Genomic DNA, 15,155 nt, shown 5'->3' on the forward strand with positions numbered 1-15,155 from the left:
GCAGACAGTGGCCTCCTTATGAAGGGTATTCAGGCCGCTGACGAACCTCGCGATTTTAAACAAGGTTTATCAGCGGCCTAGAACTAAAGGCGCCTTTAGCAAAAACCGCCGTAACCCCTAGCCCAGTGCCACCTTGTCGCTTTGCGCAAATGTTTTATCCCAAGCCAGCGTATCCGCGGCAGATGCTACTGCCGATGTTGATAACATCGTACTCAAAGCTATTGCTGAAACTATCTTTTTCATGTTCATATATTTGCCTTTAATGAAATATAAAAGTCAGTACATTTTTCTCTGCTATTGCCCATGTTTACCCATGAGCAATAACGTCTGGATGGGCTGAACGCTGCGCAACCCAGGTAAAAATGGCAGATAACGACAGTAATACCGCGCCAAAGACGAAGGGGCTTTTCCAACCCATGACATCAAACATTGCTCCGCCGGAACTGGCTCCTAACGTAATAGCTAACTGAATAGTCGCGACCATCAGACCACCACCAACTTCCGCATCATCCGGCAGTGCGCGGCTCAACCAGAGTCCCCAAGCAACCGGCGCCGGCGTGGCGACTAATCCCCAAGTTGCCAGTAACGCCGCAACCGCTATGCCAGAATTTCCGAAAATGGTAAGGACTACCGCAACCACTGCCATCGCGAGAGGGATAGCAATCAGGTAGGCAAACAACCGTTTTTTTAATAACAATCCGATGAAATATGTTCCAACCAGACCGCTAGCACCCAACAGAAGGAACGTGAGGGATAATTCAGTCACACTGATGCCAGTAATCGTTTCCAGAAACGGCCGCAGATAGGTAAAAACCGCGAACTGCCCCATGAATAACCACATAATGCCAGCCATACCCAAGGCAACCTGCGTTTTTTTTAGCAACCTGAATGGATTGACTGCTTCGCTTTTTTTACTGGCTTCCATCGCAGGAATCCCCCGCCATTGCCAGGCAAACGCCAGTATGGCAAGTGGGATCACCATAAAAAAAGCGCCTCGCCAGCCAATATACTGTCCCAAAAAGCTACCTAGCGGGGCTGCAATGGTCGCTGCCAGCGCATTGCCACCGTTTATCAGAGCTAGCCCTTTCGCAACAGAATCAGGTGGAAGCAGTCTCATCACGGTCGCCGTCGCCATTGACCAAAAACCACCAATGGTGATACCCAATAAAGCCCGTCCGACCATGAACTCCACGTTACTAACGGCCAGTGTCACAATCACCCCGGATATTGTCAGAAGCAGCGTGAAACTCAGCAGCACTTTTTTCCGATCGAACTTACCTGTCAGGGGAGTATTCAGCAGGCTGGTCAGCACGGCAAAAAAGCCTGAAACTGAAATAGCCTGACCCACCTGCCCCTGGCTCATCTGCAAGTCCTGTGCGATTGGACTTAGCAAGCTGACGGGCATAAATTCTGACGCAATCAATACAACAACACAGAGAGCCATCGAAAAGACCGCTCCCCATGCAGGAGGCTGTGTTGAATGCGTGTATGGTCTTACATCAATATCAACAGTTTTCATTTTTCTCCGACATTCATTTGATAGCAGAACGGAATGACGTGCTTTATGCATCCCAAACAACTATGGCGATAATCAAACTCATGTAGATCTTAATTGCATAGTGTTTCTTTGATTAGACGCTATAATTAGCACGCTCTTGTGAGAAAAATTCAACAATTGAGGTTTCAGGATGGATGATCTGCAAGCATTTTTGTTAGTGGCAGGGGAGCGAAGCTTTACAAAGGCTGCGGCAAGAATGGGCGTCACGCCATCAGCACTCAGCCACACCATTAAAGCTCTGGAGGAAAGACTCGGGGTACGTTTATTAACCCGCACAACACGTAATGTCGCACCGACAGAAGCAGGGGAAAGATTATTACATTCTATTAGTCCTCTTTTTGAGCAGATTAACGCTGAAATTGAAAGATTGGGTGAACTTCGGGATAAACCTGCGGGTACAATTCGGATCACTTGCTCAGACGATGCGGCACAGATGATCCTGAGGCCCATGCTTGCCAAGTTTCTTGCCAGATACCCTGACATCAACGTGGAGGTCAATATCGATTACGGCTTCACGAATATTGTCAATGAGCGTTTTGATGCAGGAATCCGGCTTGGCGAAGCTATCAGCAAGGACATGATAACAGTACGTCTTGGTCCAGATTGGCGCCTCTCCGTAGTTGGGACACCCGCCTATTTTGAGCAGCATCCAATTCCGCAATCTCCTCATGATCTGACAAACCATCGTTGTATTAATGCCCGTTATTCAGTTGTTGGCGGTGTTTACGTGTGGGAATTTGAGAAAGATGGCAGAAAGCTGAATATTCGGGTCAATGGGCAATTTACCTCAAATAGTACTATTCATCTTCTGAATAGCGCACTGGATGGTATAGGACTGGCTTATGTTCCTGAATATTTAGCTAAACCCTACATTGCCGACGGGAAACTAAAAGAAGTCTTAGCAGACTGGTGCCCATATTTTCAGGGATTTCATCTTTATTATCCCAACCGGCGACAAGCTTCACCGGCTTTTATGGCTTTTGTGGAAGCCGTCAGGTATCACGTCTAGAGTAAATAAGCATAACTGTCTCCGGGGCGGAGATAGAAAAAATATCAACGGTTCTCTGGTAATAAAAGTAAGGCTCCATCCACCGCGATATCGGTATCGGCATGCAGATGGCGGGTACACAACCAGACACCGTGTCGGTCCCAGCGCAACACCTTGAGACGGGAGCGGGCCTTGTTACAGAAGACAAAAGCGGCTTCGTCCTGCCAGCGCAAATTCAGTCCCTCGAGGTGTTGAGTCAGGGCATCAATGCCCCGGCGCATGTCGACGGGCTCTCGCACCAAAAAAAGCTGTTGCGGTTTCAGCATCGGGCCAGTACCCGCATCACGTCAGGCAACAGCGTCAAGGGACAGGCGATGGCATAGCCGTCTGGGGTATGCAGGGTGACGGTGGGCGCGTCGTCAGGCTGGAGTGAAACCGGCAAGAGGGCGGGCAGTGTCTGGCTGAGAGGCTGGCGCATTTTGTGACTGTCGGCAATCCAGTCGCGGAAAGAGGAAAAACTCAGTTGATGCTGTTCACAATACTGTTTTCGAGTCAGGTCACTGTGGCGCCATTGGGTCACATGGTGTTGTTTTTGCTCCGGGGTATATCGGCTACGGCTCATGGTGTCAGTCTCCAAATGAAGATAAGGAAGCGGTAGCGTGCATGGGCCAGAGGGGAAGAACAAGGTGAGATGACCGGACGTTTACTGAACATTTACAGGACATTCAGTTAACCCACATTGAAGCACTGGCCTTGGCTCAACTGGTGAAGCGGCTGAACTGGGCGGAGATACGCGCCTGTGCCGTGAATGACGAAGAAGCGTATCAGATTAAGGATGCTATTTCTAAGCTTCAATCCGCTCTGGCTTACCGTGGGTATGCGCCACGGTAGATCAATAATAACATCGGAAGATCTGGTGATTGTTAACTGCCTCTCTAAATCTAGTCATTAAATGTTGAATCTAGTTTTTGAGGGCAGTTCATCTATAATTTTATTAACTATTCTTCAAAAGAATAGGATTGAAAATAACTAATGTCTTTTTATCTTTTTTTATACCGCACGGCATAACTCCTTTTTTAAATATAGAAAATATTTCTTCTAATTTAGAGTCTTGATTAAAAGAAAATAAATATCGATAAATGCTTATCATATTTAACATGTAATTACATTCGTCATTTACTTCATTTAGAAAGTTATCGTATTCTATGTTATCAACTAACCCTTGTTTCTTTCTTATAAGATGTAGTTTTCTTTTTCTAATATTTTCTTTAACTTGATCCTTGGTAGATATTTTTATTCTGTCAAGGATATCCTTTTCTGCTTTTTTATAATCCTCATGAAGATAAAACTCGGATACCAGATCAGAAAAAAAATCACTCCAAACCATATAGTTACATGGTATGCCTTGATCGAAAAGAAGCTTTAATGCTATATATTTATTATCAATAATTTCATATTCATTAAATTCTTCAATAGAACCGGATAAAAAATCCGAACTTTTAAAGAATTCAACTGGTTCCATATAAAAATTTATTATCTCACTCATATTGAATTATCCTAAAATTTTACTCCAGAGATCAAAAACTCTTTGTCTGCCTATTTGATTTACGTCTTTCCCAAAAATATTAGTGTTATACATATCTTTGGATCTAATAATATTACCATTCTCCATGCTTTTTTAGCTATATTTTGAATGTTAGCTACTTGTTTCGATATGGCATCAGTTAATTGATTTAAATTTATTTTATCCAGAGCATTTCTTATTGCATCAGTATATCCGTGATGATTACCTTGATGCCTTGCCATTGCACTAACCAGTCGGCGTTGGCGCGGCATGGGTATTCACCACGGTAAGAAAGAAGCCAGCCGGAAGCGATTCCGGCTTTTTGCTGTTTCAGAGAGAAAGCAGAGTAAAATATCTAAAATATAGCTTATATGTATATTTAATGTTGATTTTATATTTTATTGTATTATTCATTTGTTTATCTTCTTATTTGTTTTATATTTTTGTGATTTTAAGTTATATATTTAATATATAATATCAACCTTGTAAAATATTTATTTTAAGCATAAAAATAACAAAGCCGAAAGATCACGGGGATCTTTCCTGCTTTGTTAATTATTAACTACCACTTATATGGATACGCATGATTTGATAAGATTTGCTGCTTAATTTCCTCGGAAAGATAATTATTCTCCTGCTTCTCTGAACACTCAATTATTTTTTTTATAAAATTTCTATTTATTTCAGGAAGTTCTTCAAAAACTTTATCCCAGACATCCTTATAACCATACATATTCAGCATTTTCTCTAAGGCTGAATTTATCAAAGGACTACTTGAATATATCAATGTTCCAGGATCTTCACATTCGAACTTTACATAAAGGATCAGCTTGATTATTGCATTCACCTCTTCCCTTGCTAATTGAATAGATTCGCACATCATTATTTCCTCCCACATTTTTTAATTCTAACTTGCTCATTAGTAAGTTTATGCCTTGCTTCATAATCAAGATGTTCTAGCATGTCATATGGATTCTTACCTGAATATAGAACGTTTTTTAATTTCAACTTTCCTTCATGAATATATTCCAAGTCAGTAGAAAAACGAATATTACCACGCTCACCAGGATCTATTTTAAAGATAATTGCATAGTCACCCCGACCTATATATTTAGAGTTGTTTATCAATAAATCTCTCACTACATCTTTTGGCGACATTCATAAGGAGGCCGGAAGATCTCGAAAGATCTTTCCGGCTCTACCAATTTCTAATCGTATTAGTAAACTATTAGATTTCCATTAGGCCATTCTCCATCCCAGCCACAAGGGAGGTGACCACTTTCATATACTTCAATCAGCTTTTCAAAAAATAGAGGTTTTTTCAATTTATCCTTATATGTGTCTTCTATTAAGTAATGGACGATATCCCAACTAACGCATTGAGATAAAATTAAAGTATCAAATCCATCTATATCAGGAATCTTTTCAATTACTTCTTTCTCAAGGAAAATCTTGGCATCTTTAGCTATATTGTTCCAATTTTGGAATACAATTGAATGATTTATTGCTAAAAATCCAGATATATCATTGGCTGCTTCTAGTGTTACATCTTCCCATTCTGGAGCAGAAATATATTGATTTGCATCACTTGAACTTTTTACTATCTTAATGCTGGGTATCTTTAATTGATTCCCTACATTAGAAAACCAATCTATAGACAAAAGCCTGTTCATTGAATGACTAGATATTTTCATGGTTTCACCTGATTTATTCTTCCTGGTATTCTAGGCACGTTCATACCACCAAGAGCACCATGCTGAATCCTATTTCGTATACTATACCTGATAGCTTGATTTACTTGACTAGCAGATAATCCTGCCGATTCTAAAGAATGTTTGACAGCTTGAGTATATTGAATGTTACTTGGTCGTTGCCCTGCAAACTCGCCACCTCTTCTATACTTATTCCAGAATTGCTCTAGAGATTTATGAGCCTCATAATGAGGAGTACCGGGTTGCGCAAAAGCATTACCTTTTAACTTAATTGCAGCACCACTATTGGTTGGAATTACCTCCCTATAAGCGGCATCTTGGTTTAAGTGATGAGATTGCCCTGGTCGAGGATCTTTTTTCAAGCTGCCATGAGGACCTAAGGCAGGATCACCAGATGGAAACTCACATTTCTTTGACGATAGCCCCAGCGGATCAATCCATCCTGTGGGATTTTTGACGTATGCATAGGTATTCTCACCGCCCCAGAGGCCAGTTGGATCGGAACTGAGGTAGCACGCTGCTTCCGGCAAATAATAGCGGAACCGATTATAGAATAAACCACTTTCCTCATCAAAAAGTTGCCCGGCAAATCTCAGGCCCGGGTCCAATGGCGGGTTCTCGCCGTGTCCGCTCAGACGCAGGCCGTATAGCGACTGCTTCGGCCGCCGCCACACCCGCTTGCCCTCCGGGTCGAACAGCGCCAGCGGCTCGCCGGTCGGGGCGCTGACCGCATATTGAGTCTGCACCTCCCCGGCCATCAGCTCCACCCGGTTATCCAGATTAAGCGTAAACTGTTGCGTCTGCTGCGCTATCAGCTCCCAGCCGTCAAACACCAGATGGCGGATCATTTTTAGCCGGCCGTGCTGGTATTCGCGGATTTCCGCCGGCACGTCGCCGTCCCACAGATAAATTGATCCAACTGGCTGAGTTGTTCACGACAACTATTGATTACTTATTGCTTGGCTCGCCTAACGAACAGATACCGATTAGCAACACGCGATTAATGGAGCGATTTAAAGCACTGGCCCAATGCCAGCCGGAAGAACAGGAGACAGTGATTAAACTGATTGATGCGGTGATTGTTAAGCACCGGGTTGAGTCGGCAATACGCCCTGTTGATCAGGAGAAGAATAACTAAGTCTAAAGTGATTTTTTAGCGCGGCGTTGAAGTGCAGCAACACAACAACGCCGCTCACCACAAGCAACTAAGAAGGAGTTGAATGATGGCTAAGGCGCATTCTAAAGCAGAAGCGGCGATAAATAAAGCCGTGAAAACAGAACGTTATTACACGGTGGGTTATGTGCCGAACGGGAATAAGGTCAACAACGCCACCCCGGCGATACACCTTAAGGGGCAGTGGCTGAGACAGGCGGGATTTAATACCGGCGGCCAGATTACGGTGAAGGTGATGGACGGTTGTCTGGTGCTGATCCCTGACAGTGAAGCCACGCAACAACAGCATCAGCAGTACCAGCGACAACAGGCCCAACTGCGGGAAATTAAGCAGCAGATGCGGGCGCTGATAACCGGTTTTGCGGGTTAAGGGGAGAGCATGAGATGACGATAGCGATTGAACATTTGCAGGACATTCAGTTAACCCACATTGAAGCGCTGGCCTTAGCCCAACTGGTGAAGCGGCTGAATTGGGCGGAGATACGCGCCTGTGCCGTGAATGACGAGGAAGCGTATCAGATTAAGGATGCGATCGGTAAGCTTCAGTCGGCACTGGCTTATCGTGGGTATGCGCCACGGTAGATCATCAGAAGGCCGGAAGATCACAGGGATCTTCCGGCCTGAATATCATTTATACTTACTAAATTGTTCTATCCAACCATCATCAGTAAATAGCTCACCGGATAGACCATCGCTAATATTGATAATATTTCTTTCACTACCATTATTTTCAGATAGTAGTAATTTCATAGAATCTTCATTTTGCTCTAGCATATCAAGTAAGTTAAAAATAACATTATCTATAGATTCAACAACTAACTTCCTAAGGATTTCTCGTTGTTCTAAGGTAAAATTTTCTATTAAATTATGTAATTCAAGTAAGTATTTTGCTTTTACTGTTCCTGACGATATGTTCTCAAAGCGTTCAATTGATCGATCTCGCACTGTAGTCATTAATATATGACCAAATATTTTAAGTAATTCGGTATCTGACATAATTTTATCCTATTTGTACCATGGAATATTAGAAGGAGTTCTGACTCCTTGATTTCGTAGATTCCATAGAGATTCAGCGACTAAGTTTCTTGCTTGCTGAGTTGATGCGCCTCCTGTTTCTAAAGCGTCAACCGCAATCTTAGTATGTTCTTGGAGTGTATTTGGGCGTCCACTGTTTTTTAATTCTTTAAAGGCAGATCTTTGATAGTTAGTCATTAGTTGATGATCTAATTTATTCTTAGTCATATAGTCCTGACTTATTGAAAACCCTTTCTTAGGATCATAACTGACATTATCTTTAAATCCGGCTTTAGCGTGAATATGATGACCACCAACATCTTTATATTCACCTGTTCCACATTTTTAGACATTAGCCCCAGCGGGTCAATCCAGTTCGTCGGATTATGCACGTAACTGTAAGGATTTACTCCTCCTGCTAACCCCAAAGGGTCAGGGCTGAGGTAGCACGCCGCTTCCGGCAAATAATACCTGAACCGATTATAAAATAAACCACTTTCCTCATCAAAAAGTTGCCCGGCAAATCTCAGGCCCGGATCGAGCTGGGGATTCTCGCCGTGTCCGCTCAGACGCAGGCCGTATAGCGACTGCTTCGGCCGCCGCCACACCCGTTTACCCGTCGGGTCGAACAGCGCCAGCGGCTCGCCGGTCGGAGCGCTGACCGCATATTGAGTCTCCACCTCCCCGGCCATCAGCTCCACCCGGTTGTCCAGATTAAGCGTAAACTGCTGCGTCTGCTGCGCCACCAGTGCCCAGCCGTCAAACACCAGATGGCGGATCATTTTCAGCCGGCCGTGCTGATATTCCCGGATTTCCGCCGGCACGTCGCCGTCCCACACATACGTGGTCAGCTTACCGCTCTGGATACACCGTTTTTCTGTCCGCCGCCCGAAAGCGTCATAGCGATATTCCCACGGTATCCCGTCCGGGGTGATAAGCCCGGTCAGCTGATTCTGGCTGTTCCACCGGTATGTCGTCAGCGCCAGCCGGCAACCTTCCGCTAAAAACTGCTTCTCCTGCATGCGGCCGGCCCGGTCGTAAACAAACCGGTGCGAGCCCACCCAGTTCAGGCGATGGCCCTCCTGATAGAGGGTTTCCCCCATAATCTCCTGCACCCCGTCAAACCGTCTTGATGGGTACCCGGTCTCATCATACTGATAATGCTCCCGCAGTGTCCGGCCCTCGCCCACCGACATCACCTGGCCGTTGCCGTTGAGGAGATAATTTAACGGCTGCCCGTCATCACTGACGGCGGTCAGGTTCAGCGCGGCATCGTATTCATACCGGCGGGCCACCCCCGCGTAAGCGGGTCCGGCAATCTCGTCCAGTTCAGCCGGCCGGAAGAAATGGGGATTACGGCCTGCCCGTTGCGCGGTTAACTGGCCCATCAGGCTGTACTGCTGGCGCAGAATAAATCCCCCTTCCACGTAACGCCCCGTATCCCGGCCGGCGTCATCCCGTTCCAGGGTCAGGGGTGCCTGTCCTTCCAGCGCCAGCGTAATCAGTTCCCCCACCCGGTTGACTTCCCGGCGACTCTGCCAGCGGCAGAGGTGGGTCTGGCCGGTAAACCGGGCAGGTCCGGCAACCGGCGCTGTTTCGCCGGTCAGCAACTGCCGTTCTACCGCGCGGTTATCCGGGTAGTGACGCAGAATCTCGCCGTGCGGCTGAATTTCCCGCACTATCCGGTCCTGCTCGTCATATTCAAAATGCAGGGCGCTGTCCGGGGAGTCCACGGTTAACAGCCGGCCCAGGATGTCGTAATGATAACGGGTGGTCCCTTCCGGGGCGCGCAGCGTCGTCAGCCGGCGGGCGGCATCATAATCATAGCGGGTCACGTTCTCTTCCCCGTCCCGCTTTTCAATGCAGTTCCCCGACCGGTCATAGCGATAATGCCACTGCGTGCCGGCATAATCCTGCTCGGTGATAACCCGCCCGTCCGCATCCAGGGTGTAGGTGTAGGTTTCCCCCTGCGGGTTAATCACCTGCGTCAGTTGCAGCGTGTCGGCATCATAACGATACTGCCAGCGATGCCCCTCGCCGTCACGCCGGGCGACCGGCAGGTCAAACGGGCCGTATTCGACCTGCCATTCTACGCCGCGGGCATCGGTCCAGCAGGTTAAGTTGCCGTGGCGGTCATGGGTGAAGTGCTCCAGCTGGTTGTCCGGCCGGTCACTGACCGCCACCCGGTGATGACGGTCGTAACGCCAGCGCCACAGCGCCCCCGCCGCGGTCAGGCTGCGCAGCCGGTCCTGACTGTCATAACCCAGACTGACGGTCCGGTTCTCTTCATCCAGCACCCGCACCAGCCGCTGATGCTTATCATATTCCTGTGTGCGGCCGTTGCCGTCCGGGTCTGTTTCGGCCGTCACCAGCCCGAAAGCATTGCGGGTCAGCGTGGTTTTCCGGCCGTCCGGCGCAATAAATCCGGCCGGCTGGCCCTGTTCATCATACCGGGGCAGCCAGGTGCGTTGCAGCGGGTCGGTCATGCCGGTCAGTTGCAGGCTGTCAGCCTCATAGCTGTATCGCCATACCGCGCCGGTCGCCTCCGTCAGTGAGGTTACCCGGCCGGTATCGGCCAGATACGTCAGCGTCAGGGTTTCCCCCTCCGGTAATATTTGTCTGACCAGATGGCCCCAGCGGTCATAGTCATAACGGGTCACGCCGCCGCACGGGGTGTGGATTTCAGTGATTAATTGCTGGTCGTTGTAATGCCAGGTGGTGGCGTGCCCCTGTGGGGTGGTGGAGCGGGTGATGCCGGGGGCATAATCCAGGTGAACCGGATAGTAGCCGCCGGCCCCCACGCTGTCGGTACAGCGCCCCTGTTTATCATAACGGTAATCCACCCAGGTCTGGTCGCCATCGGACCAGCGGCTTATCAGACCCTGCGCATTATATTCATAGTACAGATGAAAATGCTGGGCGCTGTCCGCTTCCGCCAGCCGGCCGTTATCATGGTAGTGATAACGGGCCATCACTTCCTGTAACCTTTCATCGGTGCGGAGTATCTCGGTCAGTTGTCCGCGCAGGTTATAAAGCAGCGTCAGCTCCGGCCCGTCACTGTGGAGAACCTGTGTCAGTTGACCGTGCTCGTTATAGATAAAGCGCAGCCGGTTGTCATACACGTCCCGGTGTTCCGTGAGCCGCCAGCGCTGTGTCCCTTCGGATGAGGCCGGAGAGGCCAGCGCAAAATACTTACAAACCGGTGAATCCCGGTGCCGGAGGATATAGCCCTGTTCTCCCCGGCTGAGGGTGAAATCCGGGTGTTCCGGGTTGACGCTGTGGGTATAAGCGGCCGGTAAGGCAAAGTAAAGAGAAGCCCCTTCGGTGGTGCGGATTTCTACCCGGTCGCCGGTGGCAAGCGCACATTCAGAGAAGCTGTCCGTCCAGCCCGGCCCCAGTAAGCCCTGTTCCCCCGGCGCCCAGCTGCGCAGAAACACCAGCGGCAGGGTCTGGCCGAGGGTGATATCGGTCCGCTGGTCAAACAGCTGGCCGGTGGTGACGTCAATCGGGTCGCCGGTAAAGAATTTTTTCGTCGCTTCCCGGTAACGTTTCACCCCCTGAGTTTCTCTGAAAGCGGTTTTGGCACAGCAGAGGGTCTTGCCTGAGAGTATCTTCGCAGCCTGTTTGACGCCGGCAATCGCCCCGCTGACGGCCTTTTTACCGGCCTGTCGGGTAAACAGCTTACCCAGCCCTTTAAGGGCGCCGCGTGACGGCGGCGCCAGAAATTCAACCGCCATCAGTATCGCCCGTTCCCAGGCGGAAAACTCGTCGGCCACCGCCAGGTAAGTTCCCTGACCGGAGCCGATAAACACCGTTTTGGCCCCGGATTTTATGGTGGCGCCACACGCCAGTTTGTCATCTACCCGGGCCGCCGGCGAGCCGTTGATAAACACGGTTTCACTGCCCTGGGCAATCAGGGGCGGCGCCGGGTGTTGACTACAGGCGGCGATATCGGTGGTGGCTCTGGCCGCCGGTTTGCCTTCGATAAAAACATTGGGGGAGCCGCTGCCCAGCGCACCACTCGGCGGGCCGATGCTGTCCACCATTTTCGTGACGGCCGAACTGGCGGCGCTGATGACATCGCCAAGGGCGAATGTGGCCGCGGTTCCCAGGGCGATGACGGCGACGGTAGCCAGCCCGCCGGTAAGGATGGTCAGTCCCACCAGTGCCGAGGCCGCGGCAAAGACCGCCGCCCCTATCAATGCGCCGGTAATGGCGCCCGCCAGCGCCCCCAGGAAGCTGGCATGTTTAATCGGGTCGCCCTCACGGGCGGCGGCCGGACCGGGGGAGCCCTGTGGCGGGGAGACGCGTACCGAGTGCCGGGCGCCAACCCGCGCTATCCGGGTGACGATTTCATCGCCAAGTGACATGGTGTTCCTCCTGTCAGGTTATCAGGACGCCTGAAAACTGTGGACAATTGCCAGCAATGCCTCACGCTGACCGTCTTCAAAAGGCGCAGGAGAGGTCAGGTTGAAGGTCAGCAGCAGTGTGCCCCGGATTTGCAGTATCACGGTCTGGTACATGTCGCCTTCCGGGCTTTTCCACTGGTAATCCAGACGGCGGGCGGGTTGCTGGCTGAGGGTGATTTCGCCGCGCTGATGCTCCTGGTACCCGGGCAGATGGGTGCAAAACTGTTCCAGGGTCTGTTCATAGTAAGCGTGGTTATCCATGCCGGCGGGGACCGGGGTGCGGCTGACCACCAGATTGATGCCGCTGTCGTCCGGCAGCACAAAGACATTCATGGATTCATCCCGCCAGTTGCCCGGGATAGTCAGTGAGCCTTCATTCATTTGATAGATTGTGTTTTCCATGTGTTTTCCATGTTTTTTCCGTTGTTGATTGAAACAGGTTGTCATGTTCCAGTGAACTTACCTTGCGTGGTCAGATAATAACGATCAGATAACAAGGTTAACTGAACGTATTATCAGGTCAGGGGAGCAGCTCATAAGCTGCCCCAAAGGTTAAAGCGCCTCGGGCAAGTTATGTCAGAACGATGAAAGCGCTGGCAGTCTGTGGCTGACAGTCTTATTGATAACCTGTATGAACAGGCAACGTCGGGGATATGCTATTGCTGTTTAAGCGTCTGGTTAAGATAACTAATTAAACAGTTCATTTGTTTAATATCCAGTCAGGAACATATAACAAAAAACTTATGTTGTCCCGTCTGTTTGTATGATGACCATTTGATTAACTTAATAAATGTGACATAAATCGCAAATCCTTTAACCCGCTACGTTCACCCAACATCCGAATTTTATTAAACGAAAGCAACGGACACCATATTAGGCTGTATCTGCTTTTAACGCTTCGATTATCACGGTGGAGTTTTCATTAATCATAAAATGAAAAAAGATGTACTGACCGTTTTCATGGCCATGAAACTTCTTTTTTATCGCTTTTTGCTACCACCGGCAGTGGTTTTAACGCTGTTTTTACTGTCTTTGATTTTTCGTTTTAGCGTTTTTTATTGACTTCGCCATGTTAAGGCTCGCTCAGATTAAATCAGGTGGGGTGGCGTTTTTTATATCGTTTGAAAGCCAGAGGGTCAGAAGTTTTCACTCATTCAGGCAAGATGAGATACGCTTTATCCGCATATGATAAAACCGTTATTAAAAAGGCGTTTAGGGTTTGTCAGTGTCGTTTTAACATCGGGAGAAAAATAGTCAGTGTGTGATGAAAAAACAGGTAAAAACTTTAATCATTAACGGTGAAAACAGGTGATTAAAACTTTTTAAAAACGGGTAGAAAATTCGACGCAACATTGACATTGGCAGAAAAAACATTCGGAAAAACCAGTCTTGAATTGATTAACAAAGTGACCGCGTTAATCCAATAATAAGAGTGAAAATCTTTAACCAGATTAACCGAATTAAGCTAATGTGCTTAAATAAGCGGTTTTACATGGGCTGTAAGGGGTTTACGAAAAACAGAGACAATCATTAAAGAAAATTGATAAACCTTTAGATTGATTAGATTAGCATTATTAAACATGATGAAATCATCAGGCATTGAGTTTAAATATTATTATCATCCCGGTTATCTGCTCAGGTTTTAAAGTTGAAGAACTAAATACAGGGAAAAGAGAAAACTTAAACATCAGTTTAATAAAATCAGGGAAGTTAACTACGTATCAGGAAACGAAAAAACATTAGGTTGATAAAAACTGCTTAATCAAAACCATCTATTAGATGCATTTTTGCTTTAAAAAATAGGAAAAACCCAGGAATGATGGTTGTTTTACCGATGCCATTTTTTTTAACGTGATTAACTTTCTCTTTTTACTTGTATTTCCAGTTATTAGTGAATGCAAGCGTTTTTTATCGCTAATTAATTCATCTGGGGATTTAAAAAGTAGGTCTCCCATTAATGCCCATTTTTTAAAAATTACAGCGTGAATAAAGAGATTTATTCCCTGCTATAATAATTTAAAAGTGAGTATACAGAGAGATTAAAGATTTATATAAAAGAAAAATATAGAGTTAACTCAATAGATACTTTTTTATAAGGATAGTAATTTTCTGGTATTAAAAGTCCATTAACCATTAACAGACAGTTGAAAAGAAATCAGCAGGTAAAATAATGTTATTCGGCATGTTGATATTAAAATATTTTCTCACTGTTATTTTACTGAGTAAGTTATAAACATAACGCAATAAAAAGGAGGGTAAAACGGTTAATACGGTAGGATTTAACTTCTAAACAGAGAGTTGATTATCCGAAAAAACATAAGGGGGTATCTTTAATACCATCAGGCCATTGACTGGCCTAATTTAGGCGAAAAATAACCTATAGAAATCGCTCAGGATTGAGCGTAAACAGCCTCAGCAAAGATAAAAAGCGGGTACGATTAATGTTTATTAAATGTAAAATACGATATGCCATGATGATTAAACTGAATAAAAATCAGATAATAAAAGTGATAAAAACAGCGGTTAAAACCTGATAACGATTAAAATCGGAGGTTAAAACAAGGGTTTTTAATAACCGTTTAAAACCTGCCCGTCATAAAGCTATCAGTAAAAAGCTTTGTTAATGCGCATATACCTCGGGAAAAAGAATAAGTAGAAAAATAATCCGGTATAAACAATATATACCGGATTATCATATCAAGGTTAAGTTATTTAAAACGCCTGACTATATCTGTA

The 15,155-nt window shown here is 46.8% G+C and carries 16 protein-coding genes and 2 pseudogenes; 5 read left to right on the forward strand and 13 right to left on the reverse strand.

All coding sequences use genetic code 11. The features are described 5' to 3' along the window. Positions 1-307: 307 nt before the first annotated feature. Complete coding sequence (locus tag B0X70_RS15765) at positions 308-1,519, reverse strand: MFS transporter (RefSeq protein WP_217469772.1); 1,212 nt, start codon at positions 1,517-1,519, stop codon at positions 308-310. A 169-nt stretch (positions 1,520-1,688) separates the two neighbouring features. Here B0X70_RS15765 and B0X70_RS15770 point away from each other — a divergent pair, with 169 nt between their 5' ends. Next, positions 1,689-2,567, forward strand: coding sequence for a LysR family transcriptional regulator (locus B0X70_RS15770; RefSeq protein ID WP_217469773.1), 879 nt, complete (start codon positions 1,689-1,691; stop codon positions 2,565-2,567). Positions 2,568-2,668: 101 nt separating this feature from the next. Here B0X70_RS15770 and tnpB read toward each other — a convergent pair. After that, positions 2,669-2,872: pseudogene (tnpB, locus tag B0X70_RS15775) on the reverse strand (IS66 family insertion sequence element accessory protein TnpB); the annotation flags it as partial. Then, positions 2,866-3,168 (reverse strand): IS66 family insertion sequence element accessory protein TnpA, encoded by a 303-nt coding sequence (gene tnpA / locus B0X70_RS15780; RefSeq protein WP_110087132.1) that lies wholly within the window; start codon positions 3,166-3,168, stop codon positions 2,866-2,868. The gene tnpA and the pseudogene tnpB, both read right to left, overlap by 7 nt. 101 nt (positions 3,169-3,269) lie before the next feature. Here tnpA and B0X70_RS15785 point away from each other — a divergent pair, with 101 nt between their 5' ends. Beyond that, positions 3,270-3,437, forward strand: coding sequence for a DUF7706 family protein (locus tag B0X70_RS15785; protein WP_418889072.1), 168 nt, complete (start codon positions 3,270-3,272; stop codon positions 3,435-3,437). 103 nt (positions 3,438-3,540) lie between these two features. Here the strand turns inward: B0X70_RS15785 and B0X70_RS15790 are convergent, their stop codons facing one another. The 6 genes from B0X70_RS15790 to B0X70_RS25280 form a co-directional block, all read right to left on the reverse strand. Next, positions 3,541-4,092 carry a hypothetical protein gene (locus B0X70_RS15790; RefSeq protein ID WP_217469775.1) on the reverse strand — a complete coding sequence of 184 codons (552 nt, stop codon included), beginning with the start codon at positions 4,090-4,092 and terminating at the stop codon, positions 3,541-3,543. A 59-nt stretch (positions 4,093-4,151) separates the two neighbouring features. Then, positions 4,152-4,382, reverse strand: coding sequence for an AHH domain-containing protein (locus B0X70_RS15795; RefSeq protein WP_246593315.1), 231 nt, complete (start codon positions 4,380-4,382; stop codon positions 4,152-4,154). A gap of 290 nt (positions 4,383-4,672) precedes the next feature. After that, a complete protein-coding gene (locus tag B0X70_RS15800) occupies positions 4,673-4,993 on the reverse strand; it encodes a hypothetical protein (RefSeq protein WP_217469776.1) in 321 nt (106 codons plus the stop codon). Then, complete coding sequence (locus B0X70_RS15805) at positions 4,993-5,268, reverse strand: hypothetical protein (RefSeq protein ID WP_217469777.1); 276 nt, start codon at positions 5,266-5,268, stop codon at positions 4,993-4,995. The genes B0X70_RS15800 and B0X70_RS15805 overlap by 1 nt, the downstream gene beginning before the upstream one ends. Positions 5,269-5,327: 59 nt before the next feature. Next, complete coding sequence (locus B0X70_RS15810) at positions 5,328-5,804, reverse strand: hypothetical protein (protein ID WP_214040226.1); 477 nt, start codon at positions 5,802-5,804, stop codon at positions 5,328-5,330. Then, on the reverse strand, positions 5,801-6,712 hold the full coding sequence (locus tag B0X70_RS25280) for an RHS repeat domain-containing protein (protein ID WP_246593316.1): 912 nt from the start codon (positions 6,710-6,712) through the stop codon (positions 5,801-5,803). Before B0X70_RS25280 ends, B0X70_RS15810 begins: the two co-directional genes overlap by 4 nt. Before the next feature lie 8 nt (positions 6,713-6,720). On the opposite strand from B0X70_RS25280, the pseudogene B0X70_RS15820 reads away from it, so the two are divergent. The 3 genes and pseudogenes from B0X70_RS15820 to B0X70_RS15830 all read left to right on the forward strand — a co-directional run. Further along, positions 6,721-6,960: pseudogene (locus B0X70_RS15820) on the forward strand (helix-turn-helix domain-containing protein); the annotation flags it as partial. Positions 6,961-7,045: 85 nt separating this feature from the next. Then, positions 7,046-7,366: a SymE family type I addiction module toxin gene (locus B0X70_RS15825; RefSeq protein ID WP_040151679.1), complete on the forward strand. Its 321-nt coding sequence runs from the start codon at positions 7,046-7,048 to the stop codon at positions 7,364-7,366. A 14-nt stretch (positions 7,367-7,380) separates the two neighbouring features. Continuing rightward, positions 7,381-7,578, forward strand: a complete 198-nt coding sequence (locus B0X70_RS15830) for a DUF7706 family protein (protein WP_040151678.1) — start codon at positions 7,381-7,383, stop codon at positions 7,576-7,578. Positions 7,579-7,623: 45 nt separating this feature from the next. Here the strand turns inward: B0X70_RS15830 and B0X70_RS15835 are convergent, their stop codons facing one another. From B0X70_RS15835 to B0X70_RS15850, 4 genes are read right to left on the reverse strand one after another with little or no spacing between them, the layout of a single operon-like run. After that, on the reverse strand, positions 7,624-7,992 hold the full coding sequence (locus B0X70_RS15835) for a hypothetical protein (RefSeq protein WP_040151676.1): 369 nt from the start codon (positions 7,990-7,992) through the stop codon (positions 7,624-7,626). Positions 7,993-8,001: 9 nt separating this feature from the next. Further along, positions 8,002-8,238 (reverse strand): hypothetical protein, encoded by a 237-nt coding sequence (locus B0X70_RS15840; RefSeq protein ID WP_217469778.1) that lies wholly within the window; start codon positions 8,236-8,238, stop codon positions 8,002-8,004. Between the two features lie 11 nt (positions 8,239-8,249). After that, the gene (locus B0X70_RS15845; protein WP_246593317.1) at positions 8,250-12,380 is read right to left on the reverse strand and encodes an RHS repeat-associated core domain-containing protein; all 4,131 of its coding nucleotides are present in this window, start codon (positions 12,378-12,380) and stop codon (positions 8,250-8,252) included. 21 nt (positions 12,381-12,401) lie between these two features. Further along, a complete protein-coding gene (locus B0X70_RS15850) occupies positions 12,402-12,821 on the reverse strand; it encodes a DUF1795 domain-containing protein (protein WP_217469779.1) in 420 nt (139 codons plus the stop codon). Positions 12,822-15,155: the final 2,334 nt, after the last annotated feature.

The sequence above is a fragment of the Photorhabdus akhurstii genome, from assembly GCF_019090985.1.
Lineage (GTDB): Bacteria > Pseudomonadota > Gammaproteobacteria > Enterobacterales > Enterobacteriaceae > Photorhabdus > Photorhabdus akhurstii.